Genomic DNA, 23,374 nt, shown 5'->3' with positions numbered 1-23,374 from the left:
CCAGCATGGTAGCGCAGATGGCAGCGGGGGAGGTGGTTGGTGTCTTCGCTAAAGCCATCGCGAGCAGGCTTACTCCCACATTAGGAAAGCGATCCCCCTGTGGGAGCGAGCCTGCTCGCGAAAGCGGTTTATCAGGCGCCGACGATCCCGCCATCCTCGCGGGTAATCGCCATCACCGAAGATCGCGGCTTGCCATTCGGCAAATGCTCAGGGAAGGTCGAACCACCGTTCTCTCCCGGATGCTGAATCCCGACAAACAGGGTTTTCTGATCCGGCGAGAAGCTGATCCCCGTCACTTCACAACCAATCGGCCCGACCATGAAGCGGCGGATCTCACCGGTCTTCGGATCGGCGCAAAGCATTTGGTTATTGCCCATCCCGGCAAAGTCGCCGGCGTTGCTCGAATCACCGTCAGTGAGAATCCACAGGCGCCCGGCCTTGTCGAAGCCCAGACCATCCGGGCTGTTGAACATGTTCTGCGGGGTGATATTCGACGAGCCGCCCTTCGGCGTCCCGGCATGTACGCCCGGATTGCCGGCGACCACGAACAGGTCCCAGGCAAACGTCTTCGACGCGTGATCGTCGCGGTCGGTGCGCCAGCGCAGGATCTGCCCGTAGACGTTCTTCTCACGCGGGTTTGGTCCGCCTACCGGCTGACCGTCTTCGCCGCGCTTGGCATTGTTGGTCAGGGTGCAATAGACCTGGCCGTCTTTCGGACTGACGACGATCCACTCCGGACGGTCCATGCGCGTCGCGCCAACGACGCTGGCGGCGAGGCGCGCATGGATCAGCACTTCGGCCTGATCGGCGAAGCCGCTGCTGGCGTCGATGCCGTTCTTGCCGTGGGTCAGTTCGATCCACTGGCCCTGGCCTTTCGGGTGATCAGGGTTGCCGTCGCCGGCATCGAACCTGGCCACGTACAAGGTGCCGTGATCGAGGATGTCGCGGTTGGCCTTGGCGTTGCGATGGTTGATGCGATCGCGGCTGACGAATTTGTAGATGAACTCGCCACGCTCGTCGTCGCCCATGTACACCACGGCGCGACCGTCGTCGGTCTCGGCGAGGGCGGCGTTCTCATGCTTGAAGCGGCCCAGCGCCGTACGTTTGACCGGGGTCGATTGCGGATCGAACGGATCGATCTCGACCACCCAGCCGTGACGGTTGAGTTCGTTGGGGTTCTTCGCCATGTCGAAGCGCGGGTCGTACGGGTGCCAGTTGATCTCGCGGCTGGCGACCGAGACGCCGTAACGCTTCTGCGCCGGGTCGAACTGCTGCTGGGCATTGCTGCTGCCGAAGCAGTCGGTGAAGTTTTCTTCGCAGGTCAGGTAAGTGCCCCACGGGGTTTTGCCGTTGGCGCAGTTCTGGAAGGTGCCGAGGACTTTCTTGCCGTGTTTGTCGGCGGCGGTTTTCATCAAGTCGTGACCGGCCGCCGGGCCGCTGATGCGCAGCGGCGAGTTGCCGTGAATCCGGCGGTTGTAGCGCGAGCCCTGGACGAACTGCCACTGACCGTTCTTGCGCTGCACTTCAATCACCGACACGCCCTCGCAGGCCAGTGCCTTGCGCACGTCTTCGGCCGATTGCGGCATGCCGCCATGCGGGTAGAGGTAGCGGTAGTTGGTGTATTCGTTGTTGATTGCCATCAACGCGCGGTTGCGGTCGTCGGGGAAGGCGAACAGGCTCATGCCGTCATTGTTGTCGCCGAACTGCACTTCCTGGGCGGCGGCGGTGCCGTTGCCGCTCGGGTCGAAGGCCGGGCCGTTCTTGTGCAGGGGCTGGCCCCAACTGATCAGCACCGAAGACTTGTAGCCTTTGGGCAGGCTGATCACATCAGTGGTTGCCGCCGGAATACTCTCGAAACCGAGCAGACGGCTGTTGCCGGCGCTGACGCCAGTGGCCAGCGCGCTGCGGCTCAACAGGCTACCGCCGAGGAACATCGCCGCGCCGCACAGCGCGCCGGCGCCGATGAAACCGCGACGGCTGAGGCCGACCATTTTTTCCAGGTCTGTGGATTGGTTTTCTTCTAATAGGCTCACATCAGGCTCCCTGCATGGTTTTGGCAGCCACCTTAATGAGCGTCGATGACGCTTTCGTTGCAGCGCCCGATTACAGCGGTGTGCCGATCAGCACATTGGACGGCGAAAACTGCACCTGCACCGGTTGTGCGACGCCCAGCCCGCGAGTGCGCAGGTCCAGCGGTTCCGCCAGGGCACAGAGGGTATGGCCGTTGGGCAGGGTAATGCGCACTTCGCTCGGGCCATCCTCGGCGTCGAGAATCGCTTCGATGATGCCGCTGAGAAGATTGTGACCAGACGTTGCAGGCTGCTCGTTGCTGAGCAATTCCAGCCAACCGGCCTTGATCAGCGCCACCACTTCGGTGCCGGCTTGCAGCTCCAGGTGCACGGTGCTGTCGTGGGTGATCTGCGCGTCGAGGCACAGCCCTTCGGCCAGTTCGAGGCGGATCAGGTCATTGCGGCCCTGCGCTTTGATCGCCACGACCTTGCCGTGCAACTGATTGCGCGCACTGGTTCTGAGCATCAAACGACCGAGCAGATCGAGGTCGCTGGCGTCTTCCGCTGCCTCCAGCACCTGGGCCTGCAAGGCCTGCAGTTTTTGGTACAGGCGCAAAACGCGCTCGCCTTCGCTGGACAGTTTCGCGCCGCCGCCACCCTTGCCACCGACGGCGCGTTCGACCAATGGTTTTTGCGCCAGGTTGTTCAGCTCATCGATGGCGTCCCACGCCGCTTTGTAGCTCAGACCAGCGCTTTTCGCCGCGCGGGTGATCGAACCCTGTTCGGCGATGTGTTGCAGCAAGGCGATGCGCTGCGGACGACGGACGATGTGCTGGGAGAGCAGGGAAGGCATGGACATGGATGGATGCTTTTTTTTGCTTTGGCGGTGAGGAGGGAAGTTGGCCGCTTGCAACGGGAGAGTCAAGCCCGACACAGAACCCTGTGGGAGCGAGCCTGCTCGCGAAGGCGGCGTGTCAGTCAACATTGATTTTGAATGTGCTGGCCACTTCGCGAGCAGGCTCGCTCCCACATGAGGATCGCGCTGACCTCAGCTACCGGGTTTCGGCGTGCGGGCCAGGCAATAGACATCAACCCGCGCCGCCCCGGCGTTCATCAGCAAGCGGGCGATTGCCTCGGCGGTGGCACCCGTAGTCAGCACATCATCGATCAACGCCAGATGCCGGCCTTTCACATCGGAGTCGGGTATCAGGCTGAAGGCATTGCGCAGATTACCTTTACGCGCCTTGGCATCGAGAACCTGCTGGGCGTCGGTATCCTTGGTTCGTCGCAAAAGCTGTTCTTCGCAGGGCAGATCCAGCGACTCACTCAACCAGCGCGCCAACATTGCGGCCTGGTTAAACCCGCGTTGGCGCAGACGTTTGTTCGCCAGCGGCACCGGCAACAACACATCAGGCCTCGGCAAGCCCTCATCGAAGCGATGTTGCAGGTATTGCCCGAGAACGTCGGCGAGCAGGTGACCAAACGGCCATTTTGCGTTGTGTTTAAAACGCGTAATCAAACTGTCGACCGGGAAGCCATAGCGCCACGGCACTACCACCTGCTCGAACGCCGGCGGCTCTAGCAGGCACTCGCCACAGGTCAGGGCGGCGGCGCAGAGTGGCAGGGCGCAGGTCTGGCAGTGGTCGCCGAGCCACGGCAAATCAGTTTCGCAAGCCACGCAGATTGGCATTTCTGCTTCTGCCGGCTCATCGCAAAGCAAGCAGCTCTGTACATTATTTAAACAGATGTAAACCTGTCCTTCGTATCGTGGTTGACAGCGCATCACTCTTCCTTAAATATGCCGAACATCCGTGTCGCGCCTGTGGGTATTCCATTCCCGCAGCCGCCAGCCAAGCATAACCAAGGAACTCCCCATGAGCGCGAGCACCACTGCCACCCTGCGTCACGACTGGTCTCTGGCCGAAGTCAAAGCACTCTTCGTACAGCCATTCAACGACTTGCTGTTCCAGGCGCAGACGGTGCACCGCGCACATTTCAACGCCAACCGCGTTCAGGTTTCGACCCTGCTGTCGATCAAGACCGGCGCCTGCCCGGAAGACTGCAAGTACTGCCCGCAGTCCGGTCACTACAACACCGGTCTTGAAAAAGAAAAGCTGATGGAAGTGCAGAAGGTCCTCGAAGAGGCTGCACGCGCCAAGGCCATCGGCTCGACACGTTTCTGCATGGGCGCGGCGTGGAAGCACCCGTCGGCGAAAGACATGCCGTACGTGCTGAAAATGGTTGAAGGCGTAAAGGCCATGGGCCTGGAGACCTGCATGACCCTCGGCCGTCTCGACCAGGATCAGACCGAAGCACTGGCCAAGGCCGGTCTCGATTACTACAACCACAACCTCGACACGTCGCCCGAGTTCTACGGCAGCATCATCACCACCCGTACTTACAGCGAACGTCTGCAAACGCTGGCCTATGTGCGTGAATCGGGGATGAAGATCTGCTCCGGCGGCATCCTTGGCATGGGCGAGTCGCTGGATGACCGCGCCAATCTGCTGATCCAGTTGGCCAATCTGCCGGAGCATCCGGAATCGGTGCCGATCAACATGTTGGTGAAGGTCGCCGGTACGCCTTTGGAAAACGCCGAAGACGTCGACCCGTTCGACTTCATCCGCATGCTCGCCGTGGCCCGCATCCTCATGCCGCAATCCCACGTGCGCCTGTCCGCCGGCCGCGAAGCGATGAACGAGCAGATGCAGGCCCTGGCCTTCTTCGCCGGCGCCAACTCGATTTTCTACGGCGACAAGTTGCTGACCACCGCCAACCCGCAGGCCGACAAGGACATGCAGCTGTTTGCGCGTTTGGGTATTCAACCGGAAGCCCGTGAAGAACATTCCGATGAGGTTCACCAGGCCGCAATCGAACAGGCGCTGGTGGAGCAGAAGAGCAGCGAGCAGTTCTATAACGCTGCCGTCTGATCGCCATACGGATTCCATGTAGGAGCTGCCGAAGGCAGCGATCTTTTGATCTTGTCTTTTAAAAAAACAACATCAAAAGATCGCAGCCTTCGGCAGCTCCTACACAGTCATTTTTCAGATGTGAGGCCTGCATGTCTTTCGATCTCGCCGCACGCCTTGCTGCCCGTCGTGCCGAAAACCTCTATCGCCAGCGGCCGCTGCTCGAATCCCCGCAGGGGCCGCAAGTGGTGGTCGACGGCCAACCGTTGCTCGCCTTCTGCAATAACGATTACCTCGGTCTGGCCAATCACCCGCAAGTGATCGAAGCCTGGCGCGCCGGCGCTGAGCGCTGGGGTGTCGGCGGTGGCGCCTCGCATCTGGTGATCGGCCACAGCGGCCCGCATCACGCGCTGGAAGAAGCACTCGCTGATCTCACCGGGCGCCCGCGTGCGCTGCTGTTCACCACCGGCTACATGGCCAACCTTGGCGCGGTCACGGCGCTGGTCGGGCAGGGCGATACGGTGCTGGAAGATCGCCTCAACCACGCTTCGCTGCTCGACGCGGGGCTGTTGTCCGGCGCGCGTTTCAGTCGTTATCTGCACAACGACGCAGTGAGTCTGGGCAAACGTCTGGAGAAAGCTACCGGTAATACACTGGTGGTCACTGACGGTGTGTTCAGCATGGACGGCGATCTCGCTGACCTGCCGGCGCTGGCCCGTGAAGCCAAGGCCAAAGGCGCGTGGTTGATGGTCGATGACGCTCACGGTTTCGGCCCGCTGGGTGCGAACGGCGGGGGCATCGTCGAGCATTTCGGTTTGAGCCAGGAGGACGTGCCGGTGCTGGTCGGCACCCTCGGCAAAGCGTTTGGCACGGCGGGGGCATTTGTTGCCGGCAACGAGGAGCTGATCGAGAGCCTGATCCAGTTCGCCCGTCCGTACATCTACACCACCAGCCAGCCACCGGCGCTGGCCTGCGCGACCCTGAGAAGTCTGCAGTTGCTGCGCACTGAACACTGGCGCCGTGAACATCTGCAGACCTTGATTCGCCAATTCCGCCAGGGCGCCGAGCAGATCGGTCTGGAGTTGATGGACAGCTTCACGCCGATCCAGCCGATCATGATCGGCGATGCCGGCCGCGCGGTGCGGTTGTCGCAAATGTTGCGCGAGCGCGGGCTGATGGTCACCGCGATTCGTCCGCCGACCGTGCCCGCCGGCAGCGCGCGCTTGCGCGTGACCCTGACCGCCGCCCACAGCGAGGCGCAGGTGCAGCTATTGTTAGAGGGACTGGCCGATTGCTTTGCCCAACTGTCGTCGGAGCCAAGCCATGCGTAATCGCCTGATTCTGCTGCCCGGCTGGGGCCTCGGCGTGTCGCCGATGGAGCCGCTGGCCGCCGCTTTGCAAGGACTCGACGAACATCTGAAGGTTGAAATCGAGCCATTGCCAGAGCTGGATTCCAGCGACCTGCAAGACTGGCTGGATGAACTCGATGAACGCATTCCTCAAGACGTCTGGCTGGGTGGCTGGTCCCTGGGCGGCATGCTCGCGTCCGAATTGGCGGCGCGCCGTGGTGAGCGTTGCTGCGGTTTGCTGACACTGGCGAGCAATCCTTCCTTCGTTGCCCATGAGCAGTGGCCGAACGCGATGCCGGGCGAGACCTTCGATGCATTTCTCGCCGGTTGTCAGGCCGATCCACGGATGACCCTCAAACGGTTTTCGCTGCTCTGTGCTCAAGGTGCGCAGGACCCGCGCGGGTTGTCGCGGTTGATGGCGGGCGGCGCGCCGAATACCGCGCCGTCGGCGTTGATGGCGGGATTGGAATTGCTTGCGCAAATGGACACTCGCGAAGCGCTGCAGGCTTTTCGTGGCCCGCAGTTTCATTTGTTCGCCGGACAGGACGCTCTGGTCCCGGCGGAAGCGGCGGGGGCGTTGTTCGCCCTGTTGCCGGATATCGAAATTGGCCTGATCGAACAGGCCAGCCATGCCTTTCTTCTGGAAGACCCCCACGGACTGGCGGGCGCTATCCAGGCTTTTCTCCATGAGTGCGGTGATGACTGATTTGTCTCTAGTGCTGCCTGGCGGCTTGCCTGACAAACGTCAGGTCGCGGCCTCTTTCTCCCGCGCGGCGGCCAGTTACGACAGTGTCGCCGAGTTGCAACGTGATGTCGGTACACAGCTGCTTCAGCGCCTGCCGCCATTCGTGCCCGCGCGTTGGCTGGATCTGGGCTGCGGCACCGGTTATTTCACCCGGGCACTGGCCGCGCGTTTTGCCGAGGGACAAGGCCTGGCGCTGGACATTGCCGAGGGCATGCTGACTCACGCACGGCCACTGGGCGGCGCCGAACATTTCATTGCCGGTGATGCGGAGCGGCTGCCGTTGCAGGATTCGACCTGCGACCTGATTTTCTCCAGCCTCGCCGTGCAGTGGTGCGCGGACTTCGATGCGGTGCTCAGCGAAGCCTTTCGCGTACTGAAACCGGGTGGGATTTTTGCGTTTGCTAGTCTTTGTGTCGGGACGTTGTTCGAGTTGCGCGACAGCTGGCGGCAGGTCGACGGGCTGGTGCACGTCAACCGCTTCCGCGAGTTCGCCCGTTATGAGCAACTGTGTGCGGCCAGTGGCTTGCGTACGTTGAGCCTGGAGAATCAGCCTCACGTGTTGCATTACCCGGATGTGCGCAGCCTGACCCATGAATTGAAGGCCTTGGGTGCGCACAATCTGAATCCCGGGCGGCCGGGCGGTTTGACCGGGCGCGCGCGGATTCTCGGGCTGGTCGATGCTTACGAGCAGTTCCGTGAGGCGTCGGGGTTGCCGGCGACTTATCAGGTGGTCTACGCCGTGTTGGAGAAACCCGTATGAGCACAGCCTATTTCATCACCGGCACGGACACCGATGTCGGCAAGACCACGGTGGCCGCCGGACTGCTGCATGCGGCGCGTTCGGCGGGGCTGAGTACTGCGGCGGGCAAACCGGTGGCGTCCGGATGTGACGTCACGCCCAAGGGGTTGCGCAATGCCGATGCGCTGGCGCTTTTGGCTGAGTGTTCTTTGCCGCTGACTTATCAACAGGTCAATCCGGTGGCGTTCGAGCCGGCGATTGCTCCGCATCTGGCGGCGCGCGAAGCGGGTGTGGCGCTGACCGTACAATCGTTGCTGGCGCCGATGCGCGAGATTCTGGCGATGAATGCCGATTTCACCTTGATCGAAGGCGCGGGTGGCTGGCGCGTGCCGTTGGCGGATCAGGACAATCTGTCGGATCTGGCAATTGCGTTGAAGCTGCCGGTGATTCTGGTGGTGGGCGTGCGGCTGGGATGTATCAGTCATGCCTTGCTGACGGCCGAGGCGATTGCCCGTGATGGGCTGCAACTGGCCGGGTGGGTGGCGAATATCATCGATCCGAAGACTTCGCGGCTGGAGGAGAACCTCGCCACATTGGCCGAGCGGATTCCGGCGCCGTGCCTGGGGCGCGTGCCGAAGCTCAAGGCCTTGACCGCAGAGGCGGTGGCGGATCATTTACAACTGGATCTGCTCGACTAAGCTTTTCTCTATGGGCAGGCACTGTGCCATTAGTGTTTTTGACGGGTGTTTTTCTGGCGCCTCTGGTTCAATGGCGCCATTGATCCTTCCCAAGGATGAGAACTGTTATGGAAATCTCCGGTAACACAGCTTTTTATGCAGGTCTGAGCTCGATTCAGAGCGGGCAGAACCGCGTCGATCAGGCCGCCAGCCAGATTGCCAACAACACCATTGAGCGTTCGGTCACCAGCCAGTCTTCGGAAGCGCAGGTCGACCGTCTGCGCGGCGTTGATCGCAGCCAGCAAATGGATCTGGGCAGCGACATGGTTCAAATGGCTCAAGGCAAATTTCAAGTGGAACTGGGCGTGAAAGTCGCCAAAGCTTCCGACGAAATGCTCGGTACGATCATCGACACCTTCGCCTGATTTTTCGCCAACTGCATTCTGAACGCCGCGCTTTGTCGCGGCGTTTTTCGTTGTAAGTCCTTCTCCCTCAACTAATCTTTTTTCAGCGCCCGTGGCTCGTTCGAGCGCATGGCGGTTTGCTGTGTCCGACGTTTGAAAATTCTGATGACGAACGGCAAAAGATCGACGCTTGACAAGATTTCAGCGTAAACGTATGTTTCAAACAACTGTTTGACCGTCACAACAAATCAACACGGTCGTTCATTCCCGGTTACATCAGCAGAGGTTTATCGCTATGCCTGACTACAAGGCCCCCTTGCGTGATATTCGCTTCGTTCGTGACGAACTGCTCGGCTACGAAGCGCACTATCAGAGCCTTCCGGCTTGCGCAGACGCAACTCCGGACATGGTTGACGCCATTCTCGAAGAAGGCGCCAAGTTTTGTGAGCAGGTACTGGCGCCGCTGAACCGCGTGGGCGACCTCGAAGGTTGCACCTGGAGCGAGTCCGGCGTGAAAACCCCGACCGGCTTCAAAGAGGCTTACAAGCAATTCGTTGAAGGTGGCTGGCCAAGCCTCGCTCACGACGTTGAGCACGGCGGCCAAGGCTTGCCTGAATCGCTGGGTCTGGCAGTGAGCGAAATGGTTGGCGAAGCCAACTGGTCGTGGGGCATGTACCCAGGCCTGTCGCACGGCGCGATGAACACCATCTCCGAGCACGGCACCCCTGAGCAGCAAGAAGCCTATCTGACCAAACTGGTTTCCGGTGAATGGACCGGCACCATGTGCCTGACCGAACCGCACTGCGGCACCGACCTGGGCATGCTGCGCACCAAGGCCGAACCTCAGGCTGATGGCTCCTATAAAGTCTCCGGCACCAAGATCTTCATCTCGGCCGGTGAACACGACATGGCCGATAACATCGTCCACATCGTGCTGGCACGCCTGCCGGATGCACCGGCTGGCACCAAAGGCATCTCGCTGTTCATCGTTCCAAAGTTCCTGCCGAACGCCGATGGCACCGTCGGTGCACGCAACGCAGTGAGCTGCGGTTCGCTGGAACACAAGATGGGCATCCACGGCAACGCCACCTGCGTGATGAACTTCGACGGCGCTACCGGTTTCCTGATCGGCCCGGCGAACAAAGGCCTGAACTGCATGTTCACCTTTATGAACACCGCTCGCCTGGGTACCGCGCTGCAAGGTCTGGCCCACGCCGAAATCGGGTTCCAGGGTGGCCTGAAATACGCTCGCGATCGTCTGCAGATGCGCTCCCTGACTGGCCCGAAAGCGCCGGACAAAGCCGCTGACCCGATCATCGTGCACCCAGACGTACGCCGCATGCTGTTGACCATGAAGGCGTTCGCCGAAGGTAACCGTGCGATGGTGTACTTCACCGCCAAACAGGTCGACATCGTCAAATACGGCGTCGATGAAGAAGAGAAAAAGAAAGCCGACGCACTGCTGGCCTTCATGACTCCGATCGCCAAGGCGTTCATGACCGAAGTCGGTTTCGAAGCCGCCAACCACGGCGTACAGATCTACGGCGGTCATGGTTTCATCGCCGAATGGGGCATGGAACAGAACGTTCGCGACAGCCGCATTTCGATGCTGTACGAAGGCACCACCGGTATCCAGGCTCTCGACCTGCTCGGCCGTAAAGTGTTGATGACGCAAGGCGAGGCTCTGAAAGGCTTCACCAAGATTGTCCACAAGTTCTGCCAGAACAACGAAGGCAACGAAGCGGTTAAAGAGTTCGTCGCACCGCTGGCTGCCATCAACAAGGAATGGGGCGAGCTGACCATGAAGGTTGGTATGGCTGCCATGAAAGATCGCGAAGAAGTCGGCGCGGCCTCCGTGGACTACCTGATGTACTCCGGTTATGCCTGCCTGGCTTACTTCTGGGCCGACATGGCACGTCTGGCAGCTGAAAAGCTGGCAGAAGGCACTGGCGACGCAGCGTTCTACACCGCCAAGCTGCAAACCGCGCGCTTCTACTTCCAGCGCATCCTGCCACGTACTCGTACCCACGTGGCCACCATGCTGTCGGGCGCCAACAACCTGATGGACATGAAAGAAGAAGACTTCGCACTGGGCTACTAAGCTTTAGCGCCGTCTCATGAAAACCGCTGCTCCTGTTAGGGGGCAGCGGTTTTTTTGTTGGTGAATCGCTCAGATAGTCGGGCTTCCGGCCGTTAAAGAGACAGTGTGTGATCTGGATCACATTGTGTGGGCTTGGTCGCACTTTGCAGGCACAATGCCATCTCTTTGCTATGACGGGTCGGAGCTTTACCCTTGCCGCGTTCTTCCGCTGTACGTTTCAGCCATTTCCTGCCATCACTGCTGTTGTTACTTGCGGGGTTGGCGGCTGCGTACGTCAAAGACCTCAGTGTGTTCTTCACTTCGCTGTTCAACGTGTTGCCGACGTTGGTGCTGTTGTTGGGCGGTGCGTATTGCGCGGTTTACCGACGTCAGCGCGAACTGTTTCTGATGCTCACGGTGTACATCGCCTACTTTCTGCTCGACACCCAGACCGACTATTACCGCGACAACGGCAAGGTCCGCGAAGACGCTGCGGTGGTGTTTCATCTCGTGTGTCTGCTGTTGCCGTTATTGTTCGGCCTGTTCGCCGCATGGCAGGAGCGCACCCACCTGTTTCAGGACATGGTCGCGCGGTTTGCTGTGTTGCTGGCCTTCGGCAGCGTGGCGTTGGGGCTTGAGCAAAGTTATCCCCAGGCATTGCTGATCTGGCTGTCGGAGATCCGCTGGCCAGCACTGCACGGCGCGTGGATGAGTTTGATTCAGTTGTCCTATCCGGTGTTTATCTCGGCGTTCCTGCTCTTGGCCTGGCAGTACTGGCGCAACCCGCGCCCGCTGCACGCGGCGCAGCTGGTCGGCCTGCTCGGCGTGTTCTGGATGCTGCCGAAAACCTTCATTCTGCCGTTCACACTCAACATCATGTGCAGTCAGGTGATGTTGATGATCGCCGCGGCGGTTGCGCACGAGGCTTATCAAATGGCCTTCCGCGATGAGCTCACTGGTCTGCCGGGCCGTCGCGCGCTCAATGAACGCATGCAGCGCTTGGGTCGCAACTATGTATTGGCGATGAGCGACGTCGATCACTTCAAGAAATTCAACGACACCCATGGTCACGATGTCGGTGACCAGGTGTTGCGTCTGGTCGCCAGCAAGCTGTCGAAAATCGGTGGCGGTGGTAGGGCATATCGCTATGGCGGTGAGGAATTCGCTTTGGTGTTTGCAGGCAAAACCCTTGAGGAGTGCATGCCGCACCTTGAGGTGATCCGCGAATCGATTGCTTCCTACAACATTCAACTGCGCAATCAGGAAAATCGCCCGCAGGATGACCAACAAGGTCGGCAGCGCCGCGCCGGCTCCGGTGCCTCCAGCGTTTCCGTCACGGTGAGCATTGGCGTCGCCGAACGAGTGGAGCAGCGCAACCCGGAACAAGTGCTCAAGTCTGCCGACGAGGCGCTCTACGCCGCGAAAGGCGCGGGGCGTAACTGCGTGATGGCGTACGGACAAAACCGCCGTGGCGCGGTGCGCATGGACGCTGCCGCAGGTTGAGTGATAACGGCGCATTCAGCGTCTGCACAATGATTGTGGGGTGTGGTGTCCGGCAGTAGGTTGAAGAAATCTGCTGACGGAGAAGCCACCATGCCTGAGTACAAAGCTCCCCTGCGCGACATGCGCTTTCTGATCGACCACGTTTTCGACTTCCACAGCAACTACGCCGCCCTCGGCGCGCACGACGCCAGCCCGGACATGATCAACGCGATCCTCGAAGAGGGCGCGAAGTTCTGCGAGAACGTTCTGGCGCCACTCAATCGCAGCGGTGACGAAGAGGGCTGCCATTTCGACAACGGTGTGGTGACAACGCCTACAGGCTTCAAGCAAGCCTTCGCACAATACGTCGAAGGCGGCTGGCACGGTCTGGCGGCAGATCCGGCTTACGGTGGCCAAGGCCTGCCGAGTTCGCTGGGGCTGGTGATCAGCGAGATGGTTGGCTCGAGCAATACGTCCTGGGGCATGTACCCAGGCCTGACCCACGGCGCGATGTCGGCGATCCATGCCCATGGCAGCGCCGAGCAGAAAGACACCTACCTGAGCAAACTCACTGCCGGCCAATGGACCGGCACCATGTGCCTGACCGAAGCTCATTGCGGCACTGACCTGGGGATCATCAAGACCCGCGCCGTGCCCCAGGCCGACGGCAGTTATGCGGTCACCGGCAGCAAGATTTTCATTTCTGCCGGCGAGCACGACATGAGCGACAACATCATCCATCTGGTGCTGGCAAAACTGCCGGATGCGCCGGCCGGGACCAAAGGCATTTCGCTGTTTATCGTGCCGAAGTTCCTGCCGGACGCTGCCGGTGAGGCGGGCGTGCGCAACGATGTGTCCTGCGGTTCGATCGAACACAAAATGGGCATCAAGGCCTCGGCCACCTGCGTGCTCAATTTCGACGGCGCCAAGGGCTACCTGATCGGCGAGCCGAACAAGGGCCTCAACTGCATGTTCACCATGATGAACCACGCACGCCTCGGCACCGGCATGCAGGGTTTGTGTCTGGGCGAAGCGAGCTTCCAGGGCGCGATCAAATACGCCAACGACCGCCTGCAGATGCGCGCGCTGACCGGCGCCAAAGCCCCGGATAAACCTGCCGACCCGATCATCGTCCACCCGGACGTGCGGCGCATGCTGCTGACCATGAAGGCCTTCAACGAGGGCAACCGTGCGCTGACCTATTTCACCGCGCAATTGCTCGATGTCGCGCATCTGAGCAGCGATGCCGAGGCGCGTCAGGAGGCCGACGACCTGTTGGCGTTCCTCACGCCGATCTGCAAGGCGTTCATGACCGACACCGGCCTGGAAGTGACCAACCACGGCATGCAGGTGTTCGGTGGCCACGGCTTCATTCGTGAATGGGGCATGGAGCAACTGGTTCGCGATTGCCGGATTGCGCCGATCTACGAAGGCACCAACGGCATTCAGGCGCTGGACCTGTTAGGTCGCAAGGTTCTCGGCAGTCAGGGCAAGTTGTTGCGCGGCTTCACCAAAATCGTCCATAAGTTCTGCGCGGCCAACGCCGAACACCCGCAACTGGGCAGTTTCGTTGCGCAGCTCAACGAGCTCAATCAGCAGTGGGGTGACCTGACCATGAAGGTCGGCATGGCGGCGATGAAAAACCCGGATGAAGTGGGCGCGGCATCGGTGGATTATCTGATGTACAGCGGTTACATCATCCTTGGCTATCTCTGGCTGCGCATGGCACTGGTGGCGCAGACGCAACTGGAGGCGGGCGAGGGTGAGGCGGATTACCTGCGGGGTAAATTGGCGACGTGCGAATTTTACTTCAAGCGCCTGTTGCCGCGTACGGCAGCGCATCGGGCGGCGATTGAGGCGGGTAGTGATTGCCTGATGAGACTGCCTTCCGAAATGTTTGCGCTTTAAGGAAGATCAAAAGATCGCAGCCTGCGACAGCTCCTGCACGGGATCGAGTTTTACCTGTAGGCGCTGGCGAAGGCTGCGATCTTTTTCTGGTGACTAAAAATAACAAATCGGTCACCGGTTGACCCTATGTGTCGCAAAAGTTGTTGAGGTACACTCAGGCTCAACGAAAACATCATTCCACGAATCACCTGTTTAGATCTTGCGAGGTTTGCCATGGCTGACTACAAAGCGCCGCTGCGCGATATGCGCTTCGTCCTCAATGAAGTGTTCGAGGTCGCCAAACTCTGGGCTGAACTGCCAGCCCTGGCGGAGACTGTCGACGCCGAAACCGTTGAAGCCATTCTCGAAGAGGCCGGCAAGGTCACCAGCAAAAGCATCGCGCCACTGAGCCGTGCCGCTGACGAAGAAGGCTGCCACTGGGCAGACGGTGCCGTGACTACCCCGGCCGGTTTCCCACAGGCTTATCAGACTTACGCTGAAGGCGGTTGGGTCGGTGTCGGCGGTGATCCGGCCTACGGCGGCATGGGCATGCCCAAAGCCGTATCGGCGCAGGTTGAAGAAATGGTCAACTCCGCCAGCCTGTCCTTCGGTCTGTACCCGATGCTGACCGCCGGCGCCTGCCTGTCGATCAACGCTCACGCCAGCGAAGAGCTGAAAGCTGCGTACCTGCCGAACATGTACGCCGGTGTCTGGGCAGGCTCCATGTGCCTGACCGAGCCGCACGCCGGTACTGACCTGGGGATTATCCGTACCAAGGCCGAGCCTCAGGCCGACGGTTCCTACAAGGTCAGCGGCACCAAGATCTTCATCACCGGTGGCGAGCATGACCTGACCGAAAACATCATTCACCTGGTGCTAGCCAAACTGCCGGACGCCCCGGCGGGCCCGAAAGGCATTTCGCTGTTCCTGGTACCGAAGTTCATGGTCAATGCCGACGGCAGCCTGGGCGCGCGCAACCCGGCGAACTGCGGTTCGATCGAACACAAAATGGGTATCCAGGCGTCCGCGACCTGTGTGATGAACTTCGACGAAGCCGTGGGTTATCTGGTCGGCGAGCCGAACAAAGGCCTGGCCGCGATGTTCACCATGATGAACTACGAGCGTTTGGGCGTGGGCATCCAAGGTCTGGCCACCGGCGAGCGCTCCTATCAGAACGCCGTCGAATACGCCCGTGACCGTCTGCAAAGCCGTTCGCCAACCGGCGCACAGAACAAAGACAAAGCCGCTGACCCGATCATCGTCCACCCGGACGTGCGGCGCATGCTGTTGACCATGAAAGCCTCGAACGAGGGCGGCCGTGCGTTCTCCACCTACGTGGCGATGCAACTCGACACCGCCAAGTTCAGCGAAGACGCCACCACCCGCAAGCGTGCGGAAGACCTGGTCGCGTTGCTGACACCTGTGGCCAAAGCGTTCCTCACCGACCTGGGTCTGGAAACCACCGTACACGGCCAGCAAATTTTCGGCGGCCATGGCTACATCCGCGAGTGGGGCCAGGAGCAACTGGTGCGTGACGTGCGCATCACCCAGATCTACGAAGGCACCAACGGCATTCAGGCGCTGGACCTGGTCGGTCGCAAGATCGTCGGCAGCGGTGGCGCGTTCTACAAGCTGTTTGCCGACGAGATCCGCCATTTCACCGCGACGGCCAGCGCCGATCTGGGTGAATTCACCAAGCCGCTGAACGCCGCCGTCGACACCCTCGACGAACTGACCTCGTGGTTGCTGGACCGGGCAAAAAACAACCCGAACGAAATTGGCGCGGCCTCGGTCGAATATTTGCAAGCATTCGGATACACGGCGTATGCCTACATGTGGGCATTGATGGCCAAAGCTTCGCTGGGCAAAGAAGCGCAAGACGATTTCTATGCCAGTAAACTGGGCACCGCGCGCTTCTACTTCGCCCGTTTGCTGCCGCGTATTCACTCGTTGAGTGCGTCGGTGAAGGCCGGTAGCGAGTCACTGTTCCTGCTGGATGCGGCGCAATTCTGATGCGATGACGTCATGTAAGCATTGTCTTACATGACGTGCTGCTGTTCTCCCATAGGCGTAGATTGGATCCACGGCTAATCTACATTTCATGGACGTCGCGCAGGAAGCGCAAAGCAACAACACGGACACGTAGGATTCTGCCAGGGTGGCGGAGTGAAATGGATGTCAGGGAAACAGTCTGCAAAGCCCCGCTTCGGCGGGGTTTTCTTTTGCCCGAAGAAAAGTGATCAGGCCAAGGGATCCAGCGCCGGTCTCACCTCACGCTCCATCACTTCTTCGAGCAGCGTCCGCAGTAACGCCAAAGACGCCTGCTGGCGTTGCACATCACGACACACCAGACCCACCTTTAGCGGCACCCGTGGTTCGCTCAGCGGTTTCCACAGCAGATCCTGATCGTCGTACTCCTTTTGCGAACGCCCCGGTAGCACCGTCGCCAGTTTGGTATGCGGCAGGCTGTCGAGAATCCCCACCATATTGTTCAACTCGGCCTGCACCTGCGGACGTCGTCCGAGGTTTGTCAGTTGCGCCTGCCAGATCTGGCGGATCTGAAACTCCTCGCCCAGCAGTAACATCGGCAGCTCGGCAGCCTGGCGCATCGAGACTTTCTTGAATTCACGCAGCGGATGATCCGCCGGAATCACCAGCGTCAGCTCATCTTCGTAGAGCATCACGCCGTGCAGGCCAGGTTGGCGCGGCGGCAGGTAACTGATGCCAATGTCCAAAGAACCATTGAGCAGCCGCCGTTCGATCTCAAGTCCGGTCAATTCATAGATCTGCACCACCAGATGTGGCTGTGCCTTGCGCACCCGCTCAAGCATTTGCGGCACCAGACTGGTGTGAACCGTTTGCAGCACGCCGATCGCCAGCGTGCGCAAGGCCTGGCCCTTGAAGTTGCCCAACGCCTCACGCGCCCGCTGCAATCCGTCGAGCAGCGGCAGGGCGTGGTTGTACAAGGTGTGCGAGGCGAGGGTCGGCAGCAGGCGCTTGCTGCTGCGTTCGAACAGGGTGACATCGAGGTTCTGCTCGAGTTGGCGGATCTGCTGCGACAGTGCCGGTTGCGAGATCGACAGCCGTTCAGCGGCGCGCCCGACATGGCCTTCTTCGTAGACCGCGACGAAATAACGCAGTTGTTTGAAATCCATAAGTAACGCTTATCGAAAATGCTGAAAAATCGAAATGGCCCGTAGGCCTCCGTGAGCCTAGTCTAACCGCATTCACAAGGCTTACAGGGCCAGAAAGCGCGATGAATAGCGTTCGCTTCGACAGTGTTTGCATAGGCAGTTCAAAACACCTTCAACGAGGTGTTTTTCAATGAATCTGTTCAGTCTGCGGCGTCAGGCGCCGAGTCTTGATGACCTCGCCTTTGAGGTTGATCCTTCTGATATCAACGAAAATCTGGGCACCGAACGCCTGATGCCCAGCGTCGAACGGCCGCAACAGGTGTTCGTGCGTGGTCAGGGTTCGTGGCTGTGGGACAGCAATGACCGCGCGTACCTCGATTTTTCCCAGGCCGGTGGCGCCAACAGTCTTGGTCACAGCCCATCAGCGCTGGTCAAAGCGATTGCCAGCCAGGCGCAGGCGCTGATCAATCCCGGCTTCAATCTGCACAATCGCGGCATGCTCAGCCTCGCTGAACGGCTGTGCGCCAGCACCTCCAGCGATCAGGCCTATCTGCTCAACAGCGGCAGCGAAGCTTGTGAAGCGGCGATCAAACTGGCGCGCAAATGGGGCCAACTGCATCGTGGCGGCGCTTCGCGAATCATTGTGGCGAAGCAAGGCTGTCATGGCCGCAGTCTGGCGACGATTTCCGCGTCGGACAGTTGCAATCTGCACAATCGTTTTGCGCCGTTGCTGCCGGGTTTCGATCTGGTGCCGTTTAATGACTTGCCGGCGCTCCACGCGACGGTCGATGCGCAAACCGTGGCGATCATGCTTGAGCCGATCCAGAGCGACGCCGGGGTAGTGCCGGCGACCGAGCATTACCTCAAAGGTGTTGAGCGGTTGTGCCGTGAATTGGGCATTTTGCTGATTCTGGACGAAGTGCAAACCGGCATCGGCCGTTGTGGCACCTTGCTCGCCGAACAGTCCTACGGCGTACGCGCCGATATCGTCGTGCTCGGCAAAGGCTTGGGCGGCGGCGTGCCCTTGGCGGCGCTGCTGGCGCGGGGCAAGGCATGCTGTTTCGACGCTGGCGAACTCGGCGGCACTCATCACGGCAACGCACTGATGACCGCGGCGGGACTGGTGGTGCTCGACAGCGTGCACGACCGCAGCTTCCTGCAGCAGGTCAACGATAATGGCCAGCATCTGCGCGAAGGCCTGGCACGATTGGCGCACCGCTACGACCACGGCGAACTGCGCGGCCAAGGCCTGTTCTACGGACTCACCCTGTCGGACGATTCCGCCGAGGCCGTGGTCCACGCCGCCCTGCACGAAGGCCTGCTGCTCAACGCCCCGCAAGCCAACTGTCTGCGCTTCACCCCGGCGCTGACCGTCAGCAAAACCAATATCGACGAAATGCTCCTGCGCCTGGGCCGCGCATTCTCGCGAGTGCGCACCGCACAACTGCAATGCCGCAAAGGGATTGCCGTCTGAGCTGAAGTTTCCTACCCGTTTTCCAGAACCGTCTCGCGGTATAACGCACGCCCTACGCCTGATTTTTTTGGCGTGGGGCGTTTTTTTGTGAGGTGGTGGCGATCAAATGGCAGTTGCACTGAACCCTGACGAACGGTGCAGGTCGATTAGCTTGTATGGCTCATGTGAGCCAACCCCCATTCAGGAGCTGACCTATGGACTTCATTCGCATCATCATCGCCATTCTGTTGCCGCCGCTGGGTGTGTTTCTGCAGGTCGGGTTTGGCGGGGCGTTCTGGTTGAACATTCTGCTGACGCTGTGCGGGTACATTCCGGGGATCGTGCATGCGGTGTATATCATCGCCAAGCGCTGAGTCAGCGGCATAAACCTGTAGGAGCTGCGGCACGCTGCGATCTTTTGATTTTAATTCGAGGATCAGGATCAAAAGATCGCAGCGTGCCGCAGCTCCTACAGGAAGAGGGTTTCAGTCTGTAAATCCCATCACCCGCCGATAGAACTTCCATTCCTGCTCCAGCGCATGCGCCTGATTGGCGGCGCGGCGGAAGCCGTGGCGTTCGTCGGGGTAGTAATGCGCTTCGACCGCGATGCCGTTCTGCTCCAGCGCCGTGACCATGTCGCGGGTCTGTTGCGGCACGACCACGGCGTCCAGTTCACCCTGAAAGAAGATCACCGGCACGCGGATGTTGCTCGCGTGCAGCAAGGGGGTGCGGGCGGCGTAGCGTTCGGCGTCTTGCTCGGGATCGCCGATCAGCCAGTCCAGATAATCACCCTCGAATTTATGTGTTGCCCGAGCCAATGCAACCGGGTCGCTGACGCCGTACAAACTCGCTCCAGCGCGGAAGACTTGCTTGAACGCCAGCGCACATAACGTGGTGTAGCCACCTGCGCTGCCGCCACGAATGAATGCGCGATCACCGTCGATCAAACCCTGGCCGGCGAGATGACTCACCACGGCGCAAGCATCCTCGACATCCACCTCGCCCCAGCTCAGATGCAAGGCCTGCCGATATTCGCGGCCATAACCGCTGCTGCCGCGATAGTTGAGATCGGCGACGGCAAAGCCGCGTTGCGTCCAGTACTGGATGCGTGGATCGAGCATCGGGTAGCAGGCCGATGTCGGGCCGCCGTGGATGAACACCACCAGTGGTGGTTTTATCTCGCCGCTCATGGCCGGATAAAAGAACCCGTGTGCTTCGCTTGAACCGCTTGGATAACGCAGTGTTTGCGGGCGGCTGATGCGATCTGCGGGCAAGGGCGCTACGCCACCGGCCAGTACGTTCACTTTGCGCGTCGCCCGATCAATGGCGATGACCGCTGCTGGGCTGATCGGCGAGGCGGCAATGCAGTAGATAAATTGTGCATCCAAAGCGAGATGACGGAAGCGGCTGTAGTCGCCGGTGAAGTCTTCATCACCGAGGGTCAGGCGACCAAAACCGCCTTCGCTCCAACTGGCGATAAACGAATCGCCAACCGGTAACCAGGTGCAGCCGCCCAGTTGCCACGGCGCGGGCGCATGATCGGCCGGCGCAGCGGGCATGGGTTTCAAACCGTCGGCAGTCTCTAGCCACGGTTGCCAGAATCCACCGCGATCGGTCAGGCAATACAGGCGACCTTCGGCATCGAAGCGCGGTTGTTGAATGGATTCTTCAAGCTCAGCACCGGCAATGCATCGCGGCGTATTAAAAGCGCCATCAGTTGAACGCTTGGCCACCATCAACCGGGTCGACGTCCACGGCTGATGTGGTCGACTCCACTCGATCCACGCCAAGCGCTGGCCATCCGGGCTGAGGGTTGGCGCCGCATAAAAATCCGCGCCCTCAGCCAACAAATGCCGCATACCGTCTGCCAGATCAATCGCTATGAGTCGATGTTGATCCTGCTGTTCTTCCACCGCCAGAACCTGGCCAAAAGCAAAATGGAGATCGCCATAACGGCACTCTCCCGACGTCAGCGCCTCTGGCTCACCACTCAGCGTCTGGTGATACAACTGCTGATCCGCCTCAGCAACGAAAACCACCCCCTCCGGCGTCAGACAAAACGCCCCACCGCCATATTCGTACACGCGACTGCGCACACTGAAACCATTCGGCGTCAGACATTTCGCCACGCCATCGCGCCAATGCCAGATCCGGCACGCGGCATCTTCAGGACGATATTCATTCCAGAACAGCCCGTTGGCGCCAAGTTGCAGTTCGGCAAAGTCCATCCCGGCCGCGACGGCTTGCGAGGCGCTGAAAGGTTCAGCCCTTGGCGATGAGGCGCGAGTTTCGTTCATTGCGGAAGGCCAGTTGTTCGATGGTTTGAGTGGCAGTCTCGGCTTCTTCGCGGGCCTTGAGAATCACGCCGTGATGTTCGGACTTGCTGCACACCGGGTCGGCATTGCTCGCATCACCGGTGAGCATGAACGCCTGACAGCGGCAGCCGCCGAAGTCTTTTTCTTTCTCGTCACAGGAGCGGCACGGCTCGGGCATCCAGTCGTAACCGCGAAAGCGATTGAAGCCGAACGAGTCGTACCAGATGTGCTGCATGCTGTGATCGCGCACATTGGGGAATTGCACCGGCAGCTGTCGGGCGCCATGACAGGGCAGGGCGGTGCCATCCGGGGTGACTGTCAGAAAGATGCTGCCCCAGCCATTCATGCAGGCTTTCGGGCGTTCTTCGTAGTAGTCGGGGGTGACGAAAATCAGTTTGCACGGATGCCCTTCGGCTTCCAGTTTCGCCCGATATTCGTTGGTGACGCGTTCAGCGCGCACCAGTTGTTCCTTGGTCGGCAACAGGCCGACCCGATTGAGCTGCGCCCAACCGTAAAACTGGCAGGTGGCGAGTTCGACAAAGTCGGCCTCAAGCGCAATGCACAGCTCGATAATGCGGTCGATCTTGTCGATGTTGTGCCGGTGGGTGACGAAGTTCAACACCATCGGATAGCCGTGGGCCTTCACCGCGCGGGCCATTTCCAGTTTCTGCGCGAAGGCCTTTTTAGAGCCAGCGAGCAGGTTGTTCACTTGCTCGTCGCTAGCCTGGAAACTGATCTGGATGTGATCGAGGCCGGCCTTCTTGAAGTCGCTGATTTTCTGTTCGGTCAGGCCGATGCCGGAGGTGATCAGGTTGGTGTAGAAACCCAACTGCCGCGCCTCGCGGATCAGCTCGGCCAGGTCCTGACGCACCAGCGGTTCGCCGCCGGAAAATCCCAGTTGCGCCGCACCCATCTCCCGCGCCTCGCGGAACACCTTGATCCATTGTTCGGTGCTCAACTCCTTGCCCTGCTCGGCAAAATCCAGCGGATTGGAGCAGTACGGGCATTGCAGCGGGCAGCGGTAGGTCAGCTCGGCGAGCAGCCACAGCGGCAGGCCGACCTCGGGCTTGGGCGGCAGATCAGTCAAGGGTGATCCAGTGCTGCGCACGGGCAACCTCCATGAATTGCTCGATGTCGTCACCGAGCTCGGGCACGCCGGGGAACTGCTCATCGAGTTTGGCGATGATTGTCGCGACATCGCTTTGACCGTCAATCAAACCACCGATCAGCGCGGCGCTTTCGTTGAGCTTGATCATGCCCTCGGGGTACAGCAGCACGTGGCCTTTCTGCGCCGGTTCGAACTGGAAGCGGTAGCCGGGACGCCAGGTTGGGGTCTTGCTGCGATCGAAACTCATAGGGTGATTCCTTTATGCCAGACGCGTTGTTCGGTCACGCTGTGATACGGCGGGCGGTTCAGTTCGTAAGCCATGCTCATGGCATCGAGCATGCTCCAAAGAATGTCCAGTTTGAACTGGAGAATTTCCAGCATGCGCTCCTGGCCTTCGCGAGTCTTGTAGTGCTCGAGCGTGATCGCCAGACCGTGCTCGACATCACGCCGCGCCTGACCGAGGCGGGTGCGGAAGTATTCGTAACCGGCCGGGTCAATCCACGGGTAATGCTGTGGCCAACTGTCGAGGCGCGATTGGTGGATCTGCGGCGCAAACAGTTCGGTCAGCGAGCTGCTGGCGGCTTCCTGCCAACTGGCGCGACGGGCGAAATTGACGTAGGCATCGACAGCGAAACGCACACCGGGCAGCACCAGTTCCTGGGAGCGCAATTGATCCGGGTCGAGGCCGACCGCTTGACCGAGGCGCAGCCAGGCTTCGATACCGCCATCCTCACCGGGAGCGCCGTCGTGGTCGAGCAAGCGTTGAATCCACTCGCGGCGGATTTCCCGGTCGGGGCAGTTGGCGAGAATTGCCGCGTCTTTCAGGGGGATGTTCACCTGGTAGTAGAAGCGGTTGGCGACCCAGCCCTGAATCTGCTTACGGGTGGCGCGGCCTTCGTACATTGCCACGTGGTACGGGTGGTAGATGTGGTAATAGGCGCCCTTGGCGCGCAGGGCCGCTTCGAATTCGCTGGGGGACAGCGGTTGGTCGGTCATTGCGGTTCTCCGGGGAACAACCGTTGAAATCTTTGGTGTCTATTCGGACGTCATCGCTGGCAAGCCAGCTCACACAGTTTTTGTGTA

General features: G+C 60.3%; 20 protein-coding genes. 12 read left to right on the top strand and 8 right to left on the bottom strand.

The window, feature by feature from the left end; all coding sequences use genetic code 11:
* Positions 1-131: 131 nt before the first annotated feature.
* The 3 genes from QZR14_RS23795 to QZR14_RS23785 all read right to left on the bottom strand — a co-directional run bounded on the left by QZR14_RS23795 (position 132) and on the right by QZR14_RS23785 (position 3,792).
* Positions 132-2,033 (bottom strand): PhoX family protein, encoded by a 1,902-nt coding sequence (locus QZR14_RS23795; protein WP_250607883.1) that lies wholly within the window; start codon positions 2,031-2,033, stop codon positions 132-134.
* A 70-nt stretch (positions 2,034-2,103) separates the two neighbouring features.
* Positions 2,104-2,868 (bottom strand): TOBE domain-containing protein, encoded by a 765-nt coding sequence (locus QZR14_RS23790; RefSeq protein WP_250607885.1) that lies wholly within the window; start codon positions 2,866-2,868, stop codon positions 2,104-2,106.
* Positions 2,869-3,057: 189 nt separating this feature from the next.
* Positions 3,058-3,792, bottom strand: coding sequence for a ComF family protein (locus QZR14_RS23785; protein ID WP_311997900.1), 735 nt, complete (start codon positions 3,790-3,792; stop codon positions 3,058-3,060).
* Between the two features lie 91 nt (positions 3,793-3,883).
* On the opposite strand from QZR14_RS23785, the gene bioB reads away from it, so the two are divergent.
* The 10 genes from bioB to QZR14_RS23735 all read left to right on the top strand — a co-directional run bounded on the left by bioB (position 3,884) and on the right by QZR14_RS23735 (position 16,294).
* Positions 3,884-4,939 carry a biotin synthase BioB gene (bioB, locus tag QZR14_RS23780; RefSeq protein ID WP_007910031.1) on the top strand — a complete coding sequence of 352 codons (1,056 nt, stop codon included), beginning with the start codon at positions 3,884-3,886 and terminating at the stop codon, positions 4,937-4,939.
* Positions 4,940-5,070: 131 nt separating this feature from the next.
* Positions 5,071-6,249, top strand: coding sequence for an 8-amino-7-oxononanoate synthase (gene bioF, locus QZR14_RS23775; protein WP_311997899.1), 1,179 nt, complete (start codon positions 5,071-5,073; stop codon positions 6,247-6,249).
* A complete protein-coding gene (locus QZR14_RS23770) occupies positions 6,242-6,973 on the top strand; it encodes an alpha/beta fold hydrolase (protein WP_311997898.1) in 732 nt (243 codons plus the stop codon). Before bioF ends, QZR14_RS23770 begins: the two co-directional genes overlap by 8 nt.
* Entirely contained in the window at positions 6,966-7,772 is an 807-nt protein-coding gene (bioC, locus tag QZR14_RS23765; RefSeq protein WP_311997897.1) for a malonyl-ACP O-methyltransferase BioC, read from the top strand. Before QZR14_RS23770 ends, bioC begins: the two co-directional genes overlap by 8 nt.
* A complete protein-coding gene (bioD, locus tag QZR14_RS23760; RefSeq protein ID WP_250607895.1) occupies positions 7,769-8,449 on the top strand; it encodes a dethiobiotin synthase in 681 nt (226 codons plus the stop codon). Before bioC ends, bioD begins: the two co-directional genes overlap by 4 nt.
* Before the next feature lie 107 nt (positions 8,450-8,556).
* Complete coding sequence (locus QZR14_RS23755; protein WP_093429944.1) at positions 8,557-8,853, top strand: pyrroloquinoline quinone biosynthesis protein PqqE; 297 nt, start codon at positions 8,557-8,559, stop codon at positions 8,851-8,853.
* Between the two features lie 274 nt (positions 8,854-9,127).
* The gene (locus QZR14_RS23750; RefSeq protein WP_250607897.1) at positions 9,128-10,933 is read left to right on the top strand and encodes a phenylacyl-CoA dehydrogenase; all 1,806 of its coding nucleotides are present in this window, start codon (positions 9,128-9,130) and stop codon (positions 10,931-10,933) included.
* Between the two features lie 192 nt (positions 10,934-11,125).
* Entirely contained in the window at positions 11,126-12,415 is a 1,290-nt protein-coding gene (locus tag QZR14_RS23745; RefSeq protein WP_250607899.1) for a GGDEF domain-containing protein, read from the top strand.
* Positions 12,416-12,505: 90 nt separating this feature from the next.
* The gene (locus QZR14_RS23740; RefSeq protein WP_311997896.1) at positions 12,506-14,302 is read left to right on the top strand and encodes an acyl-CoA dehydrogenase C-terminal domain-containing protein; all 1,797 of its coding nucleotides are present in this window, start codon (positions 12,506-12,508) and stop codon (positions 14,300-14,302) included.
* A 213-nt stretch (positions 14,303-14,515) separates the two neighbouring features.
* On the top strand, positions 14,516-16,294 hold the full coding sequence (locus tag QZR14_RS23735; protein WP_311997895.1) for an acyl-CoA dehydrogenase C-terminal domain-containing protein: 1,779 nt from the start codon (positions 14,516-14,518) through the stop codon (positions 16,292-16,294).
* 227 nt (positions 16,295-16,521) lie between these two features.
* Here QZR14_RS23735 and QZR14_RS23730 read toward each other — a convergent pair whose 3' ends face one another.
* Complete coding sequence (locus QZR14_RS23730; protein WP_311997894.1) at positions 16,522-17,436, bottom strand: LysR family transcriptional regulator; 915 nt, start codon at positions 17,434-17,436, stop codon at positions 16,522-16,524.
* A gap of 169 nt (positions 17,437-17,605) precedes the next feature.
* On the opposite strand from QZR14_RS23730, the gene QZR14_RS23725 reads away from it, so the two are divergent.
* Entirely contained in the window at positions 17,606-18,889 is a 1,284-nt protein-coding gene (locus tag QZR14_RS23725) for an aspartate aminotransferase family protein (protein WP_311997893.1), read from the top strand.
* Between the two features lie 194 nt (positions 18,890-19,083).
* Positions 19,084-19,242, top strand: a complete 159-nt coding sequence (locus QZR14_RS23720; RefSeq protein ID WP_003228885.1) for a YqaE/Pmp3 family membrane protein — start codon at positions 19,084-19,086, stop codon at positions 19,240-19,242.
* A gap of 111 nt (positions 19,243-19,353) precedes the next feature.
* Here the strand turns inward: QZR14_RS23720 and QZR14_RS23715 are convergent, their stop codons facing one another.
* The 4 genes from QZR14_RS23715 to pqqC are packed head-to-tail and all read right to left on the bottom strand — an operon-like array spanning position 19,354 to position 23,287.
* Positions 19,354-21,165, bottom strand: coding sequence for an alpha/beta hydrolase family protein (locus tag QZR14_RS23715; RefSeq protein ID WP_311997892.1), 1,812 nt, complete (start codon positions 21,163-21,165; stop codon positions 19,354-19,356).
* Positions 21,131-22,270: a pyrroloquinoline quinone biosynthesis protein PqqE gene (pqqE, locus tag QZR14_RS23710; protein WP_442967421.1), complete on the bottom strand. Its 1,140-nt coding sequence runs from the start codon at positions 22,268-22,270 to the stop codon at positions 21,131-21,133. Before pqqE ends, QZR14_RS23715 begins: the two co-directional genes overlap by 35 nt.
* Positions 22,263-22,538, bottom strand: coding sequence for a pyrroloquinoline quinone biosynthesis peptide chaperone PqqD (pqqD, locus tag QZR14_RS23705; protein WP_311997890.1), 276 nt, complete (start codon positions 22,536-22,538; stop codon positions 22,263-22,265). The genes pqqE and pqqD overlap by 8 nt, the downstream gene beginning before the upstream one ends.
* Complete coding sequence (gene pqqC, locus QZR14_RS23700; protein ID WP_311997889.1) at positions 22,535-23,287, bottom strand: pyrroloquinoline-quinone synthase PqqC; 753 nt, start codon at positions 23,285-23,287, stop codon at positions 22,535-22,537. Before pqqC ends, pqqD begins: the two co-directional genes overlap by 4 nt.
* Positions 23,288-23,374 lie beyond the last annotated feature (87 nt).

The sequence above is a fragment of the Pseudomonas sp. rhizo66 genome (assembly GCF_031931925.1).
In the GTDB taxonomy this organism is placed as follows: Bacteria; Pseudomonadota; Gammaproteobacteria; order Pseudomonadales; family Pseudomonadaceae; genus Aquipseudomonas.
The sequence above is the reverse complement of the archived record's forward strand: the minus strand, read 5'-3'. Positions and strand labels throughout refer to the sequence as shown.